14 protein-coding genes are annotated in these 14,749 nt (G+C 67.5%); 11 read left to right on the top strand and 3 right to left on the bottom strand.

The genetic code is table 11. The annotated features are described in order from the left end of the window. Window position 1 precedes the first annotated feature (1 nt). Window positions 2-1,030 (top strand): ketol-acid reductoisomerase, encoded by a 1,029-nt coding sequence (gene ilvC, locus LQZ87_RS10215; RefSeq protein ID WP_230103358.1) that lies wholly within the window; start codon window positions 2-4, stop codon window positions 1,028-1,030. Between the two features lie 103 nt (window positions 1,031-1,133). Here ilvC and LQZ87_RS10210 read toward each other — a convergent pair whose 3' ends face one another. Beyond that, window positions 1,134-2,036: a hypothetical protein gene (locus LQZ87_RS10210; protein ID WP_230103357.1), complete on the bottom strand. Its 903-nt coding sequence runs from the start codon at window positions 2,034-2,036 to the stop codon at window positions 1,134-1,136. Window positions 2,037-2,107: 71 nt separating this feature from the next. Between LQZ87_RS10210 and LQZ87_RS10205 the strand changes: the two genes are divergently transcribed. From LQZ87_RS10205 to serA, 3 genes are all read left to right on the top strand, one after another. Further along, window positions 2,108-2,602, top strand: a complete 495-nt coding sequence (locus tag LQZ87_RS10205) for a hypothetical protein (protein ID WP_230103356.1) — start codon at window positions 2,108-2,110, stop codon at window positions 2,600-2,602. Further along, on the top strand, window positions 2,599-2,934 hold the full coding sequence (locus LQZ87_RS10200) for a hypothetical protein (RefSeq protein ID WP_230103355.1): 336 nt from the start codon (window positions 2,599-2,601) through the stop codon (window positions 2,932-2,934). The genes LQZ87_RS10205 and LQZ87_RS10200 overlap by 4 nt, the downstream gene beginning before the upstream one ends. A 127-nt stretch (window positions 2,935-3,061) precedes the next feature. Then, complete coding sequence (gene serA, locus LQZ87_RS10195; protein WP_230103354.1) at window positions 3,062-4,666, top strand: phosphoglycerate dehydrogenase; 1,605 nt, start codon at window positions 3,062-3,064, stop codon at window positions 4,664-4,666. A gap of 6 nt (window positions 4,667-4,672) precedes the next feature. Here serA and LQZ87_RS10190 read toward each other — a convergent pair whose 3' ends face one another. After that, on the bottom strand, window positions 4,673-5,215 hold the full coding sequence (locus tag LQZ87_RS10190) for a TetR/AcrR family transcriptional regulator (protein WP_230103353.1): 543 nt from the start codon (window positions 5,213-5,215) through the stop codon (window positions 4,673-4,675). A gap of 58 nt (window positions 5,216-5,273) precedes the next feature. On the opposite strand from LQZ87_RS10190, the gene LQZ87_RS10185 reads away from it, so the two are divergent. The 6 genes from LQZ87_RS10185 (at window position 5,274) to LQZ87_RS10160 (ending at window position 12,396) form a co-directional block, all read left to right on the top strand. Beyond that, on the top strand, window positions 5,274-6,809 hold the full coding sequence (locus LQZ87_RS10185) for an MFS transporter (RefSeq protein WP_230103352.1): 1,536 nt from the start codon (window positions 5,274-5,276) through the stop codon (window positions 6,807-6,809). A gap of 64 nt (window positions 6,810-6,873) precedes the next feature. Next, window positions 6,874-7,923 (top strand): 3-isopropylmalate dehydrogenase, encoded by a 1,050-nt coding sequence (locus LQZ87_RS10180; protein ID WP_230103351.1) that lies wholly within the window; start codon window positions 6,874-6,876, stop codon window positions 7,921-7,923. 44 nt (window positions 7,924-7,967) lie between these two features. Continuing rightward, on the top strand, window positions 7,968-9,062 hold the full coding sequence (locus LQZ87_RS10175; protein WP_230103350.1) for a branched-chain amino acid aminotransferase: 1,095 nt from the start codon (window positions 7,968-7,970) through the stop codon (window positions 9,060-9,062). Window positions 9,063-9,265: 203 nt separating this feature from the next. After that, a complete protein-coding gene (locus LQZ87_RS10170; protein ID WP_230103349.1) occupies window positions 9,266-10,240 on the top strand; it encodes a hypothetical protein in 975 nt (324 codons plus the stop codon). A 120-nt stretch (window positions 10,241-10,360) separates the two neighbouring features. After that, window positions 10,361-11,143, top strand: coding sequence for a fumarylacetoacetate hydrolase family protein (locus tag LQZ87_RS10165; RefSeq protein WP_230103348.1), 783 nt, complete (start codon window positions 10,361-10,363; stop codon window positions 11,141-11,143). Continuing rightward, window positions 11,140-12,396: an MFS transporter gene (locus LQZ87_RS10160; RefSeq protein ID WP_230103347.1), complete on the top strand. Its 1,257-nt coding sequence runs from the start codon at window positions 11,140-11,142 to the stop codon at window positions 12,394-12,396. The genes LQZ87_RS10165 and LQZ87_RS10160 overlap by 4 nt, the downstream gene beginning before the upstream one ends. Before the next feature lie 56 nt (window positions 12,397-12,452). Here LQZ87_RS10160 and LQZ87_RS10155 read toward each other — a convergent pair whose 3' ends face one another. After that, on the bottom strand, window positions 12,453-13,697 hold the full coding sequence (locus LQZ87_RS10155; RefSeq protein ID WP_230103346.1) for an acyl-CoA dehydrogenase family protein: 1,245 nt from the start codon (window positions 13,695-13,697) through the stop codon (window positions 12,453-12,455). A gap of 274 nt (window positions 13,698-13,971) precedes the next feature. Here LQZ87_RS10155 and LQZ87_RS10150 point away from each other — a divergent pair, with 274 nt between their 5' ends. Then, window positions 13,972-14,742 (top strand): class I SAM-dependent methyltransferase, encoded by a 771-nt coding sequence (locus LQZ87_RS10150; RefSeq protein WP_230103345.1) that lies wholly within the window; start codon window positions 13,972-13,974, stop codon window positions 14,740-14,742. Window positions 14,743-14,749 lie beyond the last annotated feature (7 nt).

Genomic DNA, 14,749 nt, shown 5'->3' with positions numbered 1-14,749 from the left:
CGTGAGCACTGAGATCTTCTACGACGACGACGCCGACCTCTCCCTGATCCAGGGCAAGAAGGTCGCCATTGTGGGCTACGGCTCGCAGGGCCACGCCCACGCGCAGAACCTGCGCGACTCGGGCGTCGAGGTCACGATCGCCCTCAAGGACGGCTCGAAGTCGGCCGCGAAGGCCGAGGAGGCCGGCTTCCCGGTCAAGAACGTGGCGGATGCCACCGCCTGGGCCGACGTCATCATGATCCTCGCACCGGACCAGCACCAGCGGACGATCTACTCCGAGTCGATCGCCCCGAACCTCGCCGCCGGCAAGACCCTCGCGTTCGCGCACGGCTTCAACATCCGCTTCGGCTACATCGACGCGCCCGAGGGCGTCGACGTCATCCTCGTCGCACCGAAGGCTCCCGGCCACACTGTGCGTCGCGAGTTCGTCGCCGGCCGCGGCATCCCGGACATCATCGCCGTCGAGAAGGACGCATCGGGCAGCGCCTGGGCGCTCGCCCTCTCGTACGCCAAGGCCATCGGCGGCACCCGTGCCGGCGTCATCAAGACGACCTTCACCGAAGAGACCGAGACCGACCTGTTCGGCGAGCAGGCCGTTCTCTGCGGTGGCGTCAGCCACCTCGTCCAGGCCGGATTCGAGACGCTGACCGAGGCCGGATACCAGCCGCAGATCGCATACTTCGAGGTCCTGCACGAGCTCAAGCTCATCGTCGACCTCATGTGGGAGGGCGGCATCGCCAAGCAGCGCTGGTCGATCTCCGACACCGCAGAGTACGGCGACTACGTCTCCGGCCCCCGCGTCATCGACTCCGCCGTCAAGGAGAGCATGAAGGGCGTGCTCGCCGACATCCAGTCCGGTGCCTTCGCCAAGCGCTTCATCGATGACCAGGACAACGGTGCCAAGGAGTTCCAGGAGCTTCGCGCCAAGGAGGAGCAGCACCCCATCGAGACGACCGGCAAGGAGCTGCGCTCGCTGTTCGCCTGGAAGCAGCAGGACGAGGACTACGTGGACGGGTCGGCCGCTCGCTGATCCCAACCCCTCACCGAGACCCCGTCTTCGCACCGAGACCCCGTCGCATCCGCGTGATTGCGACGGGGTCTCGGCAATGAGACGGGGTCTCGGCGTGTGTCGATCACTCGGCGGGCGCAGCATCCGGGATCTGGATCGGTGCGTCGGAAGCGTCCGTCCAGACCGGTGCCGGGAGCAGTGTGTCGGTCTGACCGTCGCGGATCGCCCGCAGCGCCTCGACGATCTCGTCAGAGTTCTCGGGCACCGCGAGCCCGCAGGTGCGCATCTCCGAAGCGAACTCGAGCGTGAGGCGCGTCTTGCCGGCCGCTACCGCCTCGGCCGTCGTGCCGGTGCGCTTCTCGCTGCCGGTCTGGATGTCGGAGACCTCTTCGCACACGTGATAGACCGAGCCGCCGTCGACCCAGACGACCTCGTCCTGGCCGAGCAGTTGGATGACGGTTGACTGATCTGCCGTGTACTGCTCGACGGACGACGGGTTGTAATCGATGCCGAGGGCCACAGCGGCGACCGCGAGGACCACGCCGATGATGCCGGCCGTCGTCTTCTGACCCTTGTCCATGTCCTTGTTCAGGAAGATCAGGATGATCAGCGGCAGGAACGCGATGATCGCGATGATCGCGCCGAGCTGGTTCTGGACGAAGAACCGCAGCGTGTCCGACTTCTTCGCCGGATCCAGGCGGTTCGCCTTCTTCCAGAGGAAGGAACCGGTGATCGACAGCGCCGCGATCACGACGAGCAGCACGATGAGCGTGATGAAGGCCCACTGCGGGAACTGGGCTGTGGCCTGCTGGTCTTCGAGCAGGCCCGTCTCCGAGTTCCTTACCAGACCGCCGTCCTCACCTACGAACTCGCGCTGGCGCAGCAGCCAGAAGATGGCGACTGCCTCTGCGGCGATCGCGACTGCCCAGAGGACGGCTGCGATCCAGCGGAACATCGTCGCCTTGCGCTTCGACTCCGCTGTGGGCGTCCAGTTCTTCTCTGCGACGTCCTTCTCCGACTTCGACAAGATGTCCCCCTCGTGGTTCTGTGAATTCCCTGAGCATATCCGGCGCTCGTGGGCATCGCTACGCTGGACACATGACATCGGATGCAGACGACGCGCTGTCCTGGGAGGGCGACGCTGACCCGTCGCCGCAACGACCGGGCAAGCGCGACGAGCCGGCTGCCGCACCTGCCGCTGCACTGCCCCAGGGGTGGAAGGCGGTCGGCAGGGACAGCGAATCGGTCGGCCGGATCGAAGCCGACGGCCGTATCAGCGATCCCGAGCAGCCCGGTCATCTGAGCACCCCGATGCTGCTGCTGGTCGGCATCATCGGCGGCATCTACCTGCTCTACACGGTGGGCTGGATCATCGGCGGACTGAACCTGCAGGCGAGTGCGCTGTTCCTCGTTCCGTCCGTGATGTACCAGGTCGCGGTCTGGTCCGCGGTCATCGCTCCTGCGCTGTGGTTCGCCGCCGTCTGGCTGCTCACGCGTCGCTCTGCCGGGTGGGTGCGCGTACTCGGGTTCCTGGCCGGTGCGGCTCTCCTCGTCCCGTGGCCGTTCGTGATGACAGGGGCGGTGGGCGCATGAGCGAGCAGTCGGTTCTGGCTCGGCCGGCGCTCGGCGTGGTGAAGACGATCATCCTGGGGCTGGCGGGCCTGTTCTACGCCTACGCCGTATGGAACGCCATCGCCTATCTGGTGACGGTCGCGCAGTATGGACTGAACGCGTACGGCTGGTTCGTGCTGATCTTCTCGGTGCTCTTCCCGGTGCTCGTATTCGTGGCGGGGTATGCTCTCGGGCGCCGACGCAGCGCATTCGAGTTCGCGGTCGTGCTGCTCGCGGGGCTAGCGCTGGTCGCAGTGTTCTGGATGAACGTGGTGGCCCTGAGCAGCTTGAACTTCTCGTCGCTGACGACCTGACGGTGCCCGTCACACGGCGCGGGGCACTGTTCCTGCTCCGGTAAGGTTGGTCTCGATCGCGCCCCCGACGGTGTGCGGCGCATCGGTCCCCAATCCGCGCTGTGCCGCTAACCCGAAGGATCCGCCTGTGCCGAAGCCCGTCGTGCTCATTGCCGAAGTTCTCTCGCCCGCCACGATCGAGGCCCTCGGCCCCGACTTCGACGTCCGTCAGGTGGACGGAACGGATCGCGAGGCGCTGTTCTCGGCTCTGACGGACGCGGACGCGGTGCTGGTGCGCTCGGCGACGAAGGTGGATGCCGAGGCGCTCGGCCACGCTCCGAAGCTCAAAGTCATCGCACGCGCAGGCGTCGGTCTCGACAACGTCGACATCCCGGCAGCGACCAAGGCCGGCGTCATGGTTGTCAACGCCCCGACGTCGAACATCATCTCGGCGGCCGAACTCACCTGCGCGCACATCATCAGCCTCGCCCGCCACGTGCCCGCTGCGCACGCGTCGCTCGCGGCAGGGCAGTGGAAGCGCAGCGCCTACACGGGCACCGAGCTGTTCGAGAAGACGCTCGGCATCGTCGGCCTCGGCCGGATCGGCGCTCTTGTCGCGGCGCGCATGCAGAGCTTCGGGATGAAAGTCGTCGCCTACGATCCGTACGTCACCAGCGCCCGCGCCCAGCAGCTGGGTGTCGAGCTCCGGTCCCTCGACGAGTTGGTCGCCGAGGTCGACTTCCTCACGATCCACATGCCGAAGACCCCCGAGACGACAGGGATGATCGGTGCGGCGCAGTTCGCGGCGATGAAGAAGTCCGCCTACGTCGTCAACGTCGCCCGCGGCGGCCTGATCGACGAGGTCGCCCTGCGCGAGGCTCTGGTCGCCGGAGAGATCGCCGGTGCAGGCCTCGACGTCTTCACCTCAGAGCCGCCGGCGGAGGGCGGATCCGCTCGCGACCTGCTCGAGCTGCCGAACGTCGTCGTGACCCCGCACCTCGGCGCGTCGACCGATGAGGCCCAGGAGAAGGCCGGCATCTCCGTCGCGCGCTCGGTCAAGCTCGCCCTCGAGGGCGACCTCGTCCCGGATGCCGTGAACGTCGCCGGTGGCATCATCGACCCGTTCGTGCGCCCTGGTATCGCCCTGGTCGAGAAGCTCGGACAGGTCTTCAGCGGCCTGGCCGGCTCTGCGGTCACCGCGCTCGACATCGAGGTGCGCGGCGAGCTCGCCGACTACGACGTGAGCGTCTACAAGCTCGCAGCGCTCAAGGGCATCCTCTCGAACGTCATCAGTGAGAACGTCTCCTACGTGAACGCCCCGCTGTTCGCCGAGCAGCGCGGGATCGAGGCCCGCCTGATCGTCGAGAAGGAGAGCCCCGAGTACCGCAACCTCACCACCCTGCGCGGCGCACTCGCCGACGGCACGGTGCTCACGGTCGCCGGCACGCTGGCCGGCACCCGGATGGTGCAGAAGATCGTGGGGATCAACGGCCACGACATCGAGGTCCCGATCGAGACGAACCACATCGTCATGCAGTACATCGACCGGCCGGGCATCGTCGCCGTCTACGGACAGAAGTTCGGCGACGCCGGCATCAACATCGCTGGCATGCAGGTCGCTCGTCGCGCAGCCGGAGGAGAGGCGCTCACGGTGCTCACCGTGGACTCCCGCGTGCCGGAGGAGCTGCTCGACGAGGTCGGCGTCGCAATCGAGGCCAGCGTCATGAAGCAGATCGAGATCGAAGAGGTCTGACCGGGCTCAGGTCGCTGCGCGCACGACGAGATCCACCAGTGCGCGCAGCGCGGCGTCACGGGGGACGGGCCGCTCGGGACCGTTCAGCCCCAGGGAGTTGTTGAAGTAGAGCCCGTCGCTGACGAGCATGACGAGGTCGAATGCGGCCTGGTCGCGCACGTGGGGACGGATCGACTCGCCCCAACGCATGTGGATGCCGCGCAGCGCTTCCTTGGCCGTCGTCGACCCTCCCTGCGCCAGGCACGACACGGCGATAATCGCACGATCGAGCGGATCGTTCTCCATGACCGAGGTGCGCACGTAGTACGCGATCGGGCCGTCTGACGCCTTGCCCATCTCGACGAGATCCTCGTCGACGAGCCGTAGCAGTCGATCCGTCATACCCATGGCGAGGTCGTCCTTGGAGCCGAAGTGATACAGCAGGCCGCCCTTCGAGACGCCGGCCGCGGCGGCGGTGGCCTCGAGCGTAGCGGCACGCTCGCCGTCGTCGATGAGTATCGCCTCGAAGGCATCGAGGACTCGTTCGCGGGCTAGTGGTGGTCTCGCCATGTCTGTTACTATACCAGCCGGACGGTATAGATAACTTCTTCGACGACAGGCAGAGACGATGACGCAGACGGCACCGGCTCCGGTGGCCACGAACGACGGCCCGCGCGCGGGGGCGCGCGCCTGGTGGGCGCTGATCGTCCTCATGCTCCCCGTGCTTCTGGTTTCGGTGGACAACACCGTGCTGAGCTTCGCGCTGCCGGAGATCGCTCTCGCGCTCCACCCGTCGGGGGCGGAGCAACTGTGGATCATCGACGCCTACCCGCTCGTGCTCGCGGGCCTCCTGGTGACGATGGGAACCCTCGGCGACAGATTCGGACGCCGCCGGATGCTCCTCATCGGCGCGACCGGGTTCGCGGTCGTCTCGGCACTGGCCGCGTTCGCCCCCACCGCCGGACTGCTCATCGCCGCTCGCGTCATGCTCGGATTCTTCGGAGCCATGCTGATGCCGTCCACGCTCTCGCTGCTGCGTTCGATCTTCCAGAATCGCGACCAGCGCCGGATGGCGATCGCGGTGTGGGCGTCGGCCTTCTCGGCCGGCGCCGCCCTCGGCCCGATCGTCGGCGGGTTCCTGCTCGAGCACTTCGGGTGGGGCTCGGTGTTCCTCATCGCAGTCCCGGTGCTCATCCCGCTTCTCATCGCGGCACCGTTGCTGGTTCCCGAGAGCCGCGACCCCGCACCGGGCCGGGTCGATCCGATCAGCATCGTCCTGTCGATGGGGGCGATGATCCCGGTCGTGTACGCGATCAAGTCGTTCGCGGTCGATGGCCCGACGATCGGCGCCCTGCTGTGGGCGATGCTCGGTGTCGTGCTGGGTGCGCTCTTCGTCCGTCGGCAGCTGCGGTCGCAGTCGCCGATGCTCGACATGGCGCTGTTCCGTCTCGGCACATTCTCCGGAGCGATCCTCGTCAACCTGCTCAGCGTCGTGGCGCTCGTCGGATTCCTGTACTTCGTGTCGCAGCATCTGCAGCTGGTGATCGGCCTGTCGCCGATGGTCGCCGGATTCGCGCTCGTTCCCGGGATGGTCGTCATGATCATCGCCGGACTCGTCGTCGTGCCGATCTCGCGCCGAGTCCGCCCGCACATCGTCGTGCCGGCCGCGCTGGTCTTCTCTGTTCTCGGCTACCTGCTCGTCGCTTTCGCCTCCCAGGACCGGAGCATCCTGACGCTGGTCATCGCGTTCGTGGTTCTCGGCATCGGGATCGGCGCGGCCGAGACGATCTCGAATGAACTGATCCTCTCCAGTGCTCCGCCGGCGAAGGCCGGCGCGGCGAGTGCCGTGTCCGAGACGGCGTACGAACTCGGCGCCGTCCTCGGGACGTCCGTGCTGGGCGGGATCATCACGGCTCTGTACCGGGGCGCGCTCGTCACCCCCGACGGTGTGCCGGTAGAACTGGCGGCGACTGCGCGCGAGACGCTGGCCGGTGCTTACGCGGCCGCCCACGAACTCACCGGCCCGTTGGCGGGCCAGCTGTGGGAAGCTGCGACCTCTGCATTCGAATCGGGTGTCGCCGTGACCTCGCTGATCGGCGCCGGTCTCGTTGTCACAGCCGGTGTCGTCGCCGCCGTCACACTGCGCACGCCCCGTTCGGACTGACCAGTACGCTGGGGGAGACCCGCGCCTGCGCCGAGCCGTGGGCATCCCGATGCTAGGAGTGCGAATGTCGCGTGTCGTGAAACTGGCCGTCATCCCCGGTGACGGCATCGGTCCTGAGGTCGTCGCCGAAGCGGAGAAGGTGCTCGACGCCGTCACGGCAGGCACCGACATCACATTCGACAAGACGCGGTTCTCCCTCGGAGCCGCACGCTTCCTCGAGACTGGGGACACGCTCACTGAAGGTGACCTCGACGCCATCAAAGCGAACGACGCGATCCTCCTGGGCGCGGTCGGCGGCACGCCGGGCGATCCGCGGCTGAAGGACGCGAACATCGAACGCGGCCTGCTGCTCAAACTCCGCTTCACACTCGACCACTACGTGAATCTGCGCCCATCGAAGCTGTACACCGGCGCTCCCGGTCCGCTCAGCGACCCGGGAGAGATCGACTTCGTCGTCGTGCGTGAGGGCACCGAGGGCCCGTACGTCGGCAACGGCGGGGCCATCCGCGTCGGCACGCCTCACGAGATCGCCAACGAGACGAGCGTCAACACCGCCTACGGCGTCGAGCGGGTCGTCCGCTACGCGTTCCAGCTCGCCGAGCGTCGCCGTCAGAAGCTCACTCTGGTGCACAAGACGAACGTGCTCGTCCACGCGGGCTCCATCTGGCAGCGGATCGTGAACGAGGTGGCGCAGGAGTACCCCGGCGTGGTCGTAGACTACTTGCACGTCGATGCGGCGACGATCTTCATGGTCAGCAACCCCAGCCGTTTCGATGTGATCGTCACCGACAACCTCTTCGGTGACATCCTCACGGATCTGGCAGGCGCCGTCACCGGTGGCATCGGCCTCGCCGCTTCGGGCAACATCAACCCCGACGGCACGTTCCCCTCGATGTTCGAGCCCGTTCATGGTTCGGCGCCCGACATCGCAGGCCAGCAGAAAGCCGACCCCACCGCGGCGATCTTGTCCGTCGCCCTCCTGCTCGATCACCTCGGGCTCAGCGAGGAAGCCGCTCGCGTCACCAGCGCGGTCGAGGCGGACATCGCCGCCAGGTCGGGCTCTCGCACCACCACCGACGTGGGCGACGCCATCATCGCCGGGCTCCAGGCGTAACCTGGACCCAGCGCCCGCCCTTCGCAACGAACGCAGGATGTGACATGACAACGATCGATACCGAACTCGCTCCGCTCGACTTCGCCGTGACCAAGAACCTCGCCGCGAAATCGGCTGCCGAGCGCGAGGAGATCCTGAAGAACCCGGGCTTCGGCACGGTCTTCACCGATCACATGGTCGACGTGTGCTGGTCGGCACGCGGAGGCTGGCACCGCCCTCGCGTTCAGCCCTACGGCCCGATCGCGCTCGACCCGGCTGCCGCCGTGCTGCACTACGGTCAGGAGATCTTCGAGGGCATCAAGGCCTACCGTCACGCCGACGGTTCCATCCACACGTTCCGACCGCAGAAGAACGCCGAGCGGATGCAGCGCAGCGCGCGTCGCATGGCGCTGCCCGAACTGCCGGTCGAGTACTTCCTGCAGTCGCTGCGCGAACTGGTCGCCGTCGACGGGGCGTGGGTGCCCTCCGGTGACGATCAGAGCCTGTACCTTCGGCCGTTCATGTTCGCCAAGGAGGCGTTCCTCGGCGTTCGCCCCGCCGAGAAGGTCGCCTACTACCTGATCGCGAGCCCGGCCGGCTCGTACTTCAAGGGTGGCATGAAGCCTGTGCGCATCTGGCTCTCCGAGACCTACGCTCGCGCCGGCAAGGGCGGCACCGGCGCCGCGAAGACCGGCGGCAACTACGCCTCGAGTCTGCTGCCGCAGGCCGAGGCGTACGAGAAGGGCTGCGACCAGGTCGTCTTCCTCGACCAGGACGGCAACGTCGAAGAGCTCGGCGGCATGAACGTCGTGTTCGTGTTCAAGGACGGCCGGATCGTCACGCCGCAGTCCGACAGCATCCTCGAGGGCATCACGCGCGATTCACTGCTGCAGCTCGCCGAAGACCGCGGTCACACCGTCGAGCGTCGGCCCCTCTCGCTGCAGGAATGGCGCGACGGCGTGGCATCGGGCGAGATCGTCGAGGTGTTCGCGTGCGGCACGGCTGCTGTCGTCACCCCGATCGGCGCTCTCGTGACCGCTGCGGGCGAGGAGCCCCAGCCCGAGGGTGACCTCGCTCTGTCGCTGCGCGAGGAGCTCACCGACATCCAGTACGGCCGCCGCGAGGACAAGCACGGCTGGCTGCACCGCCTCGACGCCTGAGTCGTCTTTCGTCGAGCCCCCGTCTTGCTCGCGAGCCCCCGTCGTAGAAGCCGTTCTACGACGGGGGCTCGGTACGAAGACGGGGTCTCGGCGCGCTGGCAGCGCGCCGGCACATCGCCGGCACTTGTTCTGCACAGGTGAGAAAGTGCGGCTTGGCGTGTGGAGCGCTGTGAGAGACGGGTGCCGCGCGGCACGATGGCGCAATGCGCACAAGGATCACCTTCGATCAAGCCGACAGGATGCTGAAATCGCGGACTGCTCTGCTGGATGCCGGTCGCACCCCGCGGAGGCTGCAGGAGGATGAACGTTCCGGCGCGCTCGTCCGAGTGCATCGAGGCTGGTTCGTCGACGCTCAGGCTTGGACGAAGCTGTGGCCTGAGGGGCAGCATCTGCTTCGCGTCATCGCTGTTGCGCGTGCGGGGACGGTGACGGTCTTTACGCATCAGTCCGCTGCGGTGCTCTGGGGTCTGCCGCTACGGGGCGATCGGGATGTTCTGGTCGACGCGCTGATAAACGGTGCCCGGCACAGCCGTGTCGCGGCAGGCGTGGCTCGTCATCAGATGGTGGTGGACGATGACGACGTCACCGTCCGTCACGGCATCCTGTGCACGACGCTTCACAGAACGGTCCTCGATCTCGCGCGGACAACGCGTCTGGAAACGGCGGTCAGCGCAGGCGATGCGGCGCTGCGTCTCGTCGCTGTCGACGGCCAGCTCTACGACACGAATATCGCTGACGAGTGGCGCACCGATCTTGAGCGCATGTGCGATCCGGGTCTGCGCGGCATCCGCCAGGCGCGATGGGTGACGGATTTCATCGACGGTCGTGCGCAACTCCCCGGTGAGAGCGTCAGCCGCATCCAGCTGCATCGGCTCGGGTTCGCGCCGCCGCCGCTTCAGGTTCGGGTGGTCGGGGCAGCCGACGATGAGTACTTCCTCGACTTCGGCTTCACGCGTTCTCGCGTCTTCGGGGAGTTCGACGGTGATGGGAAGTACCTCGAACCGGATCTGCGTCGAGCGGAGACTCCCGCCGACGTCGTACTCGCTGAGAAACGTCGCGAGGATGACATTCGCGGCGTCACGGGCTGGGGCTTCGCGCGGTGGGGCAATGAGGATATCCGCACCCCCGAGAACCTCGGACGGCGCCTGGCCGCGTTCGGTGTCCTTCCACCCGGCTGACCTTCCGCGCCGAGCCCCCGTCTTTCTCGCGAGCCCCCGTCGTAGATACCGTCCTACGACGGGGGCTCGGTACGAAGACGGGGTCTCGGCGCGCGGGACGGCCGGCGCTAGGCTGGGCGGGTGAAGATCGCCCGGTTCAGCCACAACGACGCCATCCAGTACGGGATCCTCGACGAGGACGAGCAGGAGCTGGTCGTGCTCGCCGGCGACCCGATGTTCGCAGGTTTCGAGACGACGGGGGAGCGGGTTCCGCTGGCGGATGCCGCGCTGCTCGCCCCGGTGATCCCTCGGTCGAAGGTCGTCTGCGTCGGAAAGAACTACCACGACCACGCAGCCGAGATGGGCGGCGTGGCACCAGAGGAGCCGCTGTTGTTCCTGAAGCCGAACACGTCGGTCATCGGGCCGGGTGACACCATCGTGCGTCCCACGCTGTCCGAGCGGACAGAGCACGAGGGCGAGCTCGCCGTCGTCATCGGCCGCATCGCGAAGAACGTCAAGGCGGAGGACGCGCTCGATTACGTCCTCGGCTTCACCGTCGCGAACGATGTCACCGCACGCGACCTTCAGAAGAAGGATGGCCAGTGGACGCGCGGGAAGGGCTTCGACACCTTCTGCCCCCTCGGGCCCGTCATCGAGACCGAGTTCGACGATGAGGATGCCACCATCGAGACCCGCGTGAACGGCGAGGTCCGCCAGCACGCGCCGCTGAGCGACATGATCCACTCCGTCGCCGACATCATCGAGTACGCATCCGCCGTGTTCACGCTGCTGCCGGGCGACGTCATCCTCACCGGAACACCGGCCGGTGTCGGCCCGTTCGTCGCCGGTGACACCATCGAGGTCGAGGTGTCCGGCATCGGCATCCTGCGCAACACGGTACGCGACGCGCTGCCGGTCGCATGACTCTGCCGACCGTCGCGCAGCAGCAGGCGGTTCAGCGACGCACGGTCGCCATCCTCTCGGCCGGACAGGTGCTCGGCGGCATCGCGTTCGGCGCAACCGTTTCGCTCGGTGCGCTGCTGGCCGCCGACATCTCCGGTGACGACGCGCTCTCGGGCCTGGCAACAGCATCCGTCACGCTCGGCGCCGCGCTGTGCGCGATACCGCTCGCGCGTCTGGCCACGAAGCTCGGCCGCAGGCGGGCGCTGACCCTCGGCAACCTGTTCGCCCTGATCGGGATCGGGATCGTGATCCTCGCCGCGGCGCTGCGCGTGTTCCCGCTTCTGCTCGTCGGCATCGTGCTGATCGGCGCAGGCAACGCCGGCAACCTTCAGTCCCGTTTCGCTGCCACAGACCTCGCGAGTTCTCACCATCGCGGCCGGGATCTGTCGATCGTCGTGTGGGCGACGACCGTGGGGGGAGTCGCCGGCCCTCTACTGCTCGGCCCGGGTGAGGTGCTAGGCCAAGCGATCGGGATGCCGCCGCAGACCGGCTCGTACCTGTTCTCGCTGGTCGCTCAGGTCGCGGCGTTCGTGCTGTACATCGTGGCGCTGCGGCCCGATCCGCTGCTGCTCGCGCAGCGCATCATGGCCGCAGGCGCCGACCAGAACACGGTGGAGGAGCGGCGCGACCATCCGCTCGTCGCTCGTTACGCCATGTTCGCCATCGCCGCATCGCACGTGACGATGGCATCGGTCATGGCGATGACGCCGATCCATCTCGCACACATGGCCCACGGAGCGCACGGAGGGCATGCGACGCCGGCCGACATCTCGTCGCTCGTCGGTGTGACGATCGCGATGCACGTCGCGGGGATGTACGCGCTCTCTCCGGTCTTCGGCATCCTCGCCGACCGGTGGGGCCGGCTCAGGGTCGTGCTGCTCGGTCAGGCCCTGCTCGCGGCGTCGCTGCTGTTCGCGATGTTCGCGAACGATCAGGCGTGGGGCGTGATGGTTGCGCTGGTCCTGCTCGGGCTCGGCTGGAGCGCGGCCACGGTATCGGGCGCTGCCCTCCTGACCGAGGCCACGATGCCCGCCCTCCGAACCCGTCGACAAGGCCGCAGCGACTCGTTGATGAGCTTCTCCGCTGCGGGTGGAGCGGTGCTTGCCGGCGTCATCCTGTCGAACTTCCAGTACGGCGGGCTGGCTGTCGCGGCATCCGTCCTCGTCCTCGCGATCGTCGTCGCATCCCCGCTGGGGCGGATGCGCGCGGCGTGAGGCCGTCTCCGCGCCGATCCTCGCAGTGACGGCCTCACGCGCACCTCGCTGAGTGCTCAGGTGTACCAGGTGGGTGCCGGCACCTGGTTCAGCAGCACGTACTCGCCGACCTCGCGCTTCTTGTAGGCGATCGGGTCGTGCAGGCTGTGCGTGCGCAGATTGCGCCAGAAGATGTCCAGGCCCACGGAGTTCGCAGAGGCGCGGGCGCCCGTGAGCTCGTACACCTTCGTGGCGACCTCGAGCCCGTCGTCGACGATGCGCAGTTTCCCGGCCGCGATCCGCACGGCGAGCTCGCCCCGTCGCCGCTCGGTGAGTTCGCCACGGGGTGCGTGCAGCACCGCGCTGATCTCCGCTCCGGCCGCATCGAGGAGAGCCTCATCCGCCCACAGCTTCGACTGCAGAGTGCCGTATCCCTCGAGCAGATACCACTCCTCGCTGGCGTGCTTCTTGTCGTCGCCGCCGTAGGGCCACGCGCGGGTGGTGGTGCGGGTGTATGCGGATGCCGTCTCCAGCGCGCCCTGCGCGATGCCGAGGTAGAAGTTCGCGAAGACCAACTGGATGGCCGGCACATTGAGGGTGTTGTAGGTCAGCGGCTGAAACACCTTGTCGACGAAGCCTGCCGCCGATGCCCAGGGAACCCGCACGTCGCGGATGTCCACCGAACCGGATTCTGTCAGCCGCTGTCCGAGACTGTTCCAGTCATCGGCGAAGACGATGCCCTCCTGAGCTGTCGGAACGATCGCGAAGATGTGCGTCCCGGTGCCCTCGAGCACGCCCTCCAGGACGGTGAGGTCAGAGATCTGTCCGCCGGTTGAGAACGACTTGTGCCCCGAGAAGACGAGGTCGTCGCCGTCCTCGCGGATCACCAGGTCGGAATCGCGCGGGTTGACGGCGCCGCCGAACAGGTAGTTGTTCGTCGTGTACAGCTCTTCGACCACTGCGATCTGCTCATCGGTTGCGACCAGCCGTGCAGCCCATGCCCAGAGGTAGTGATAGCCGAGCAGCTGACCGATGGAGCCGTCACCGCGCGCGATGGTGCGGATGACCTTGTACGCGACGTCCCAGCTCTCGCCGGCTCCGCCGTGGGCTGCTGGACCCAGCAGCGTCACGAGGCCCGAGTCCTTGAGCAGCTGGACCTCAGCACGCGGCGTGGCGCCGACGCGATCACGTTCTACGGCATCGGCGGCGAGAATGTCCGCCACCTCCTGGGCGCGACTCAGCCATTCGTCGCTCTTCGCGGGCCGTGGTGCATCTCGCCAGCGATCGACGAGCGCCGTGGCAGCGGGGGTGGTGGTTGTCATGGTCGTGCCCTTTCGGTTGGTGGATATCGGTGGACTGATCGCCCGAAGTCCGATGGAGTGCGATCGAGTGCGGCAAGACTATGGGCCGGATTCGCTGACGCGACGGTTGTTACCGCAGGTGTGTGCGTGTTACCCCAGGTGTGGGCGTGTTACCGGCTATGACGCCGTTGGCGGCGAACTCGCCTCGATAGGATCGAGGGTCTATGGCGACGCCGCATCCTCTCTCCGCCCCCGCATCCGGGGTCGAACCTCCCGTGCCAGGGGAGTTCGCGTCATGAAGGCCTGGCGCGGCATCGGCGCGGCCTATGCGGCGTCCTACGCGGCGCTCTGCGCCGGCACAGTCGACCGGATCGCGTCCGCTCTGGGCCCGTCGGATTCGCGCCGTCTGATCGACGTCGGCTCCGGCACTGGCACTCTGGCCGCTGCCCTCGCCCGTGCCGGGTGGATGGTGACCGGCTGCGAGCCGGAGCCGACGATGCGCGAGATCGCCGTTACGCAGCATCCGACCCTCGAATTCGTTCCCGGCGCTCTGCCCGAGCTTCCGTATCCGGATGCCGCATTCGACGCGGTCACCGCGAACTTCGTGCTCAATCACGTGCCCGATCCGCGTGCGGCCGCCCGCGAGATGGCCAGAGTTGCGGTGGCCGGCGCGCCGCTCGTCGCAACGATCTGGACGGTATCCCCGTCATGGTTCTGGGCCGGGGTCTGCGAACGCGCCGGCCTGACGCCGGCCGCGGGTGAACGGCTTCTACCCGACAAGGACTTCGAGCGCACTCCGCCCGGGTTCGGACAGATGCTCATCGACGGCGGGTGGCATGCCGTCGATATCTCCGAGATCACGTGGACCTGGCAGGCCCATCCTGACGCGCTCTGGGCCTCTGCCGAGGGCGGCGTCGCCTCGGCCGGCGCGTTCTACCTGGCGCTCGACCCGAGCGATCGACCGCTCTTCAGACGCGCGTTCGACGAGCTCTGCGACGAGCGGGCCCCGGGCGGTGTCATCGCCCTGGACCACACGGCCGCCCTGGCCATCGGACGGGCCCGTTGAGGGTGCA

The sequence above is a fragment of the Microbacterium sp. Bi121 genome, assembly GCF_918698005.1.
In the GTDB taxonomy this organism is placed as follows: Bacteria; Actinomycetota; Actinomycetes; order Actinomycetales; family Microbacteriaceae; genus Microbacterium.
Note: the sequence above shows the minus strand (reverse complement) of the source record. Positions and strands in the feature narration are given on the sequence as shown.

Bases quoted from the DNA above. Each gene is read 5' to 3' on its own strand.
- LQZ87_RS10205 (WP_230103356.1), top strand. From the start codon at position 2,108: ATGACATCGGATGCAGACGACGCGCTGTCCTGGGAGGGCGACGCTGAC.
- LQZ87_RS10200 (WP_230103355.1), top strand. From the start codon at position 2,599: ATGAGCGAGCAGTCGGTTCTGGCTCGGCCGGCGCTCGGCGTGGTGAAG.
- LQZ87_RS10190 (WP_230103353.1), bottom strand. From the start codon at position 5,215: ATGGCGAGACCACCACTAGCCCGCGAACGAGTCCTCGATGCCTTCGAG.
- LQZ87_RS10185 (WP_230103352.1), top strand. From the start codon at position 5,274: ATGACGCAGACGGCACCGGCTCCGGTGGCCACGAACGACGGCCCGCGC.
- LQZ87_RS10180 (WP_230103351.1), top strand. From the start codon at position 6,874: ATGTCGCGTGTCGTGAAACTGGCCGTCATCCCCGGTGACGGCATCGGT.
- LQZ87_RS10175 (WP_230103350.1), top strand. From the start codon at position 7,968: ATGACAACGATCGATACCGAACTCGCTCCGCTCGACTTCGCCGTGACC.
- LQZ87_RS10170 (WP_230103349.1), top strand. From the start codon at position 9,266: ATGCGCACAAGGATCACCTTCGATCAAGCCGACAGGATGCTGAAATCG.
- LQZ87_RS10160 (WP_230103347.1), top strand. From the start codon at position 11,140: ATGACTCTGCCGACCGTCGCGCAGCAGCAGGCGGTTCAGCGACGCACG.
- LQZ87_RS10155 (WP_230103346.1), bottom strand. From the start codon at position 13,697: ATGACAACCACCACCCCCGCTGCCACGGCGCTCGTCGATCGCTGGCGA.
- LQZ87_RS10150 (WP_230103345.1), top strand. From the start codon at position 13,972: ATGAAGGCCTGGCGCGGCATCGGCGCGGCCTATGCGGCGTCCTACGCG.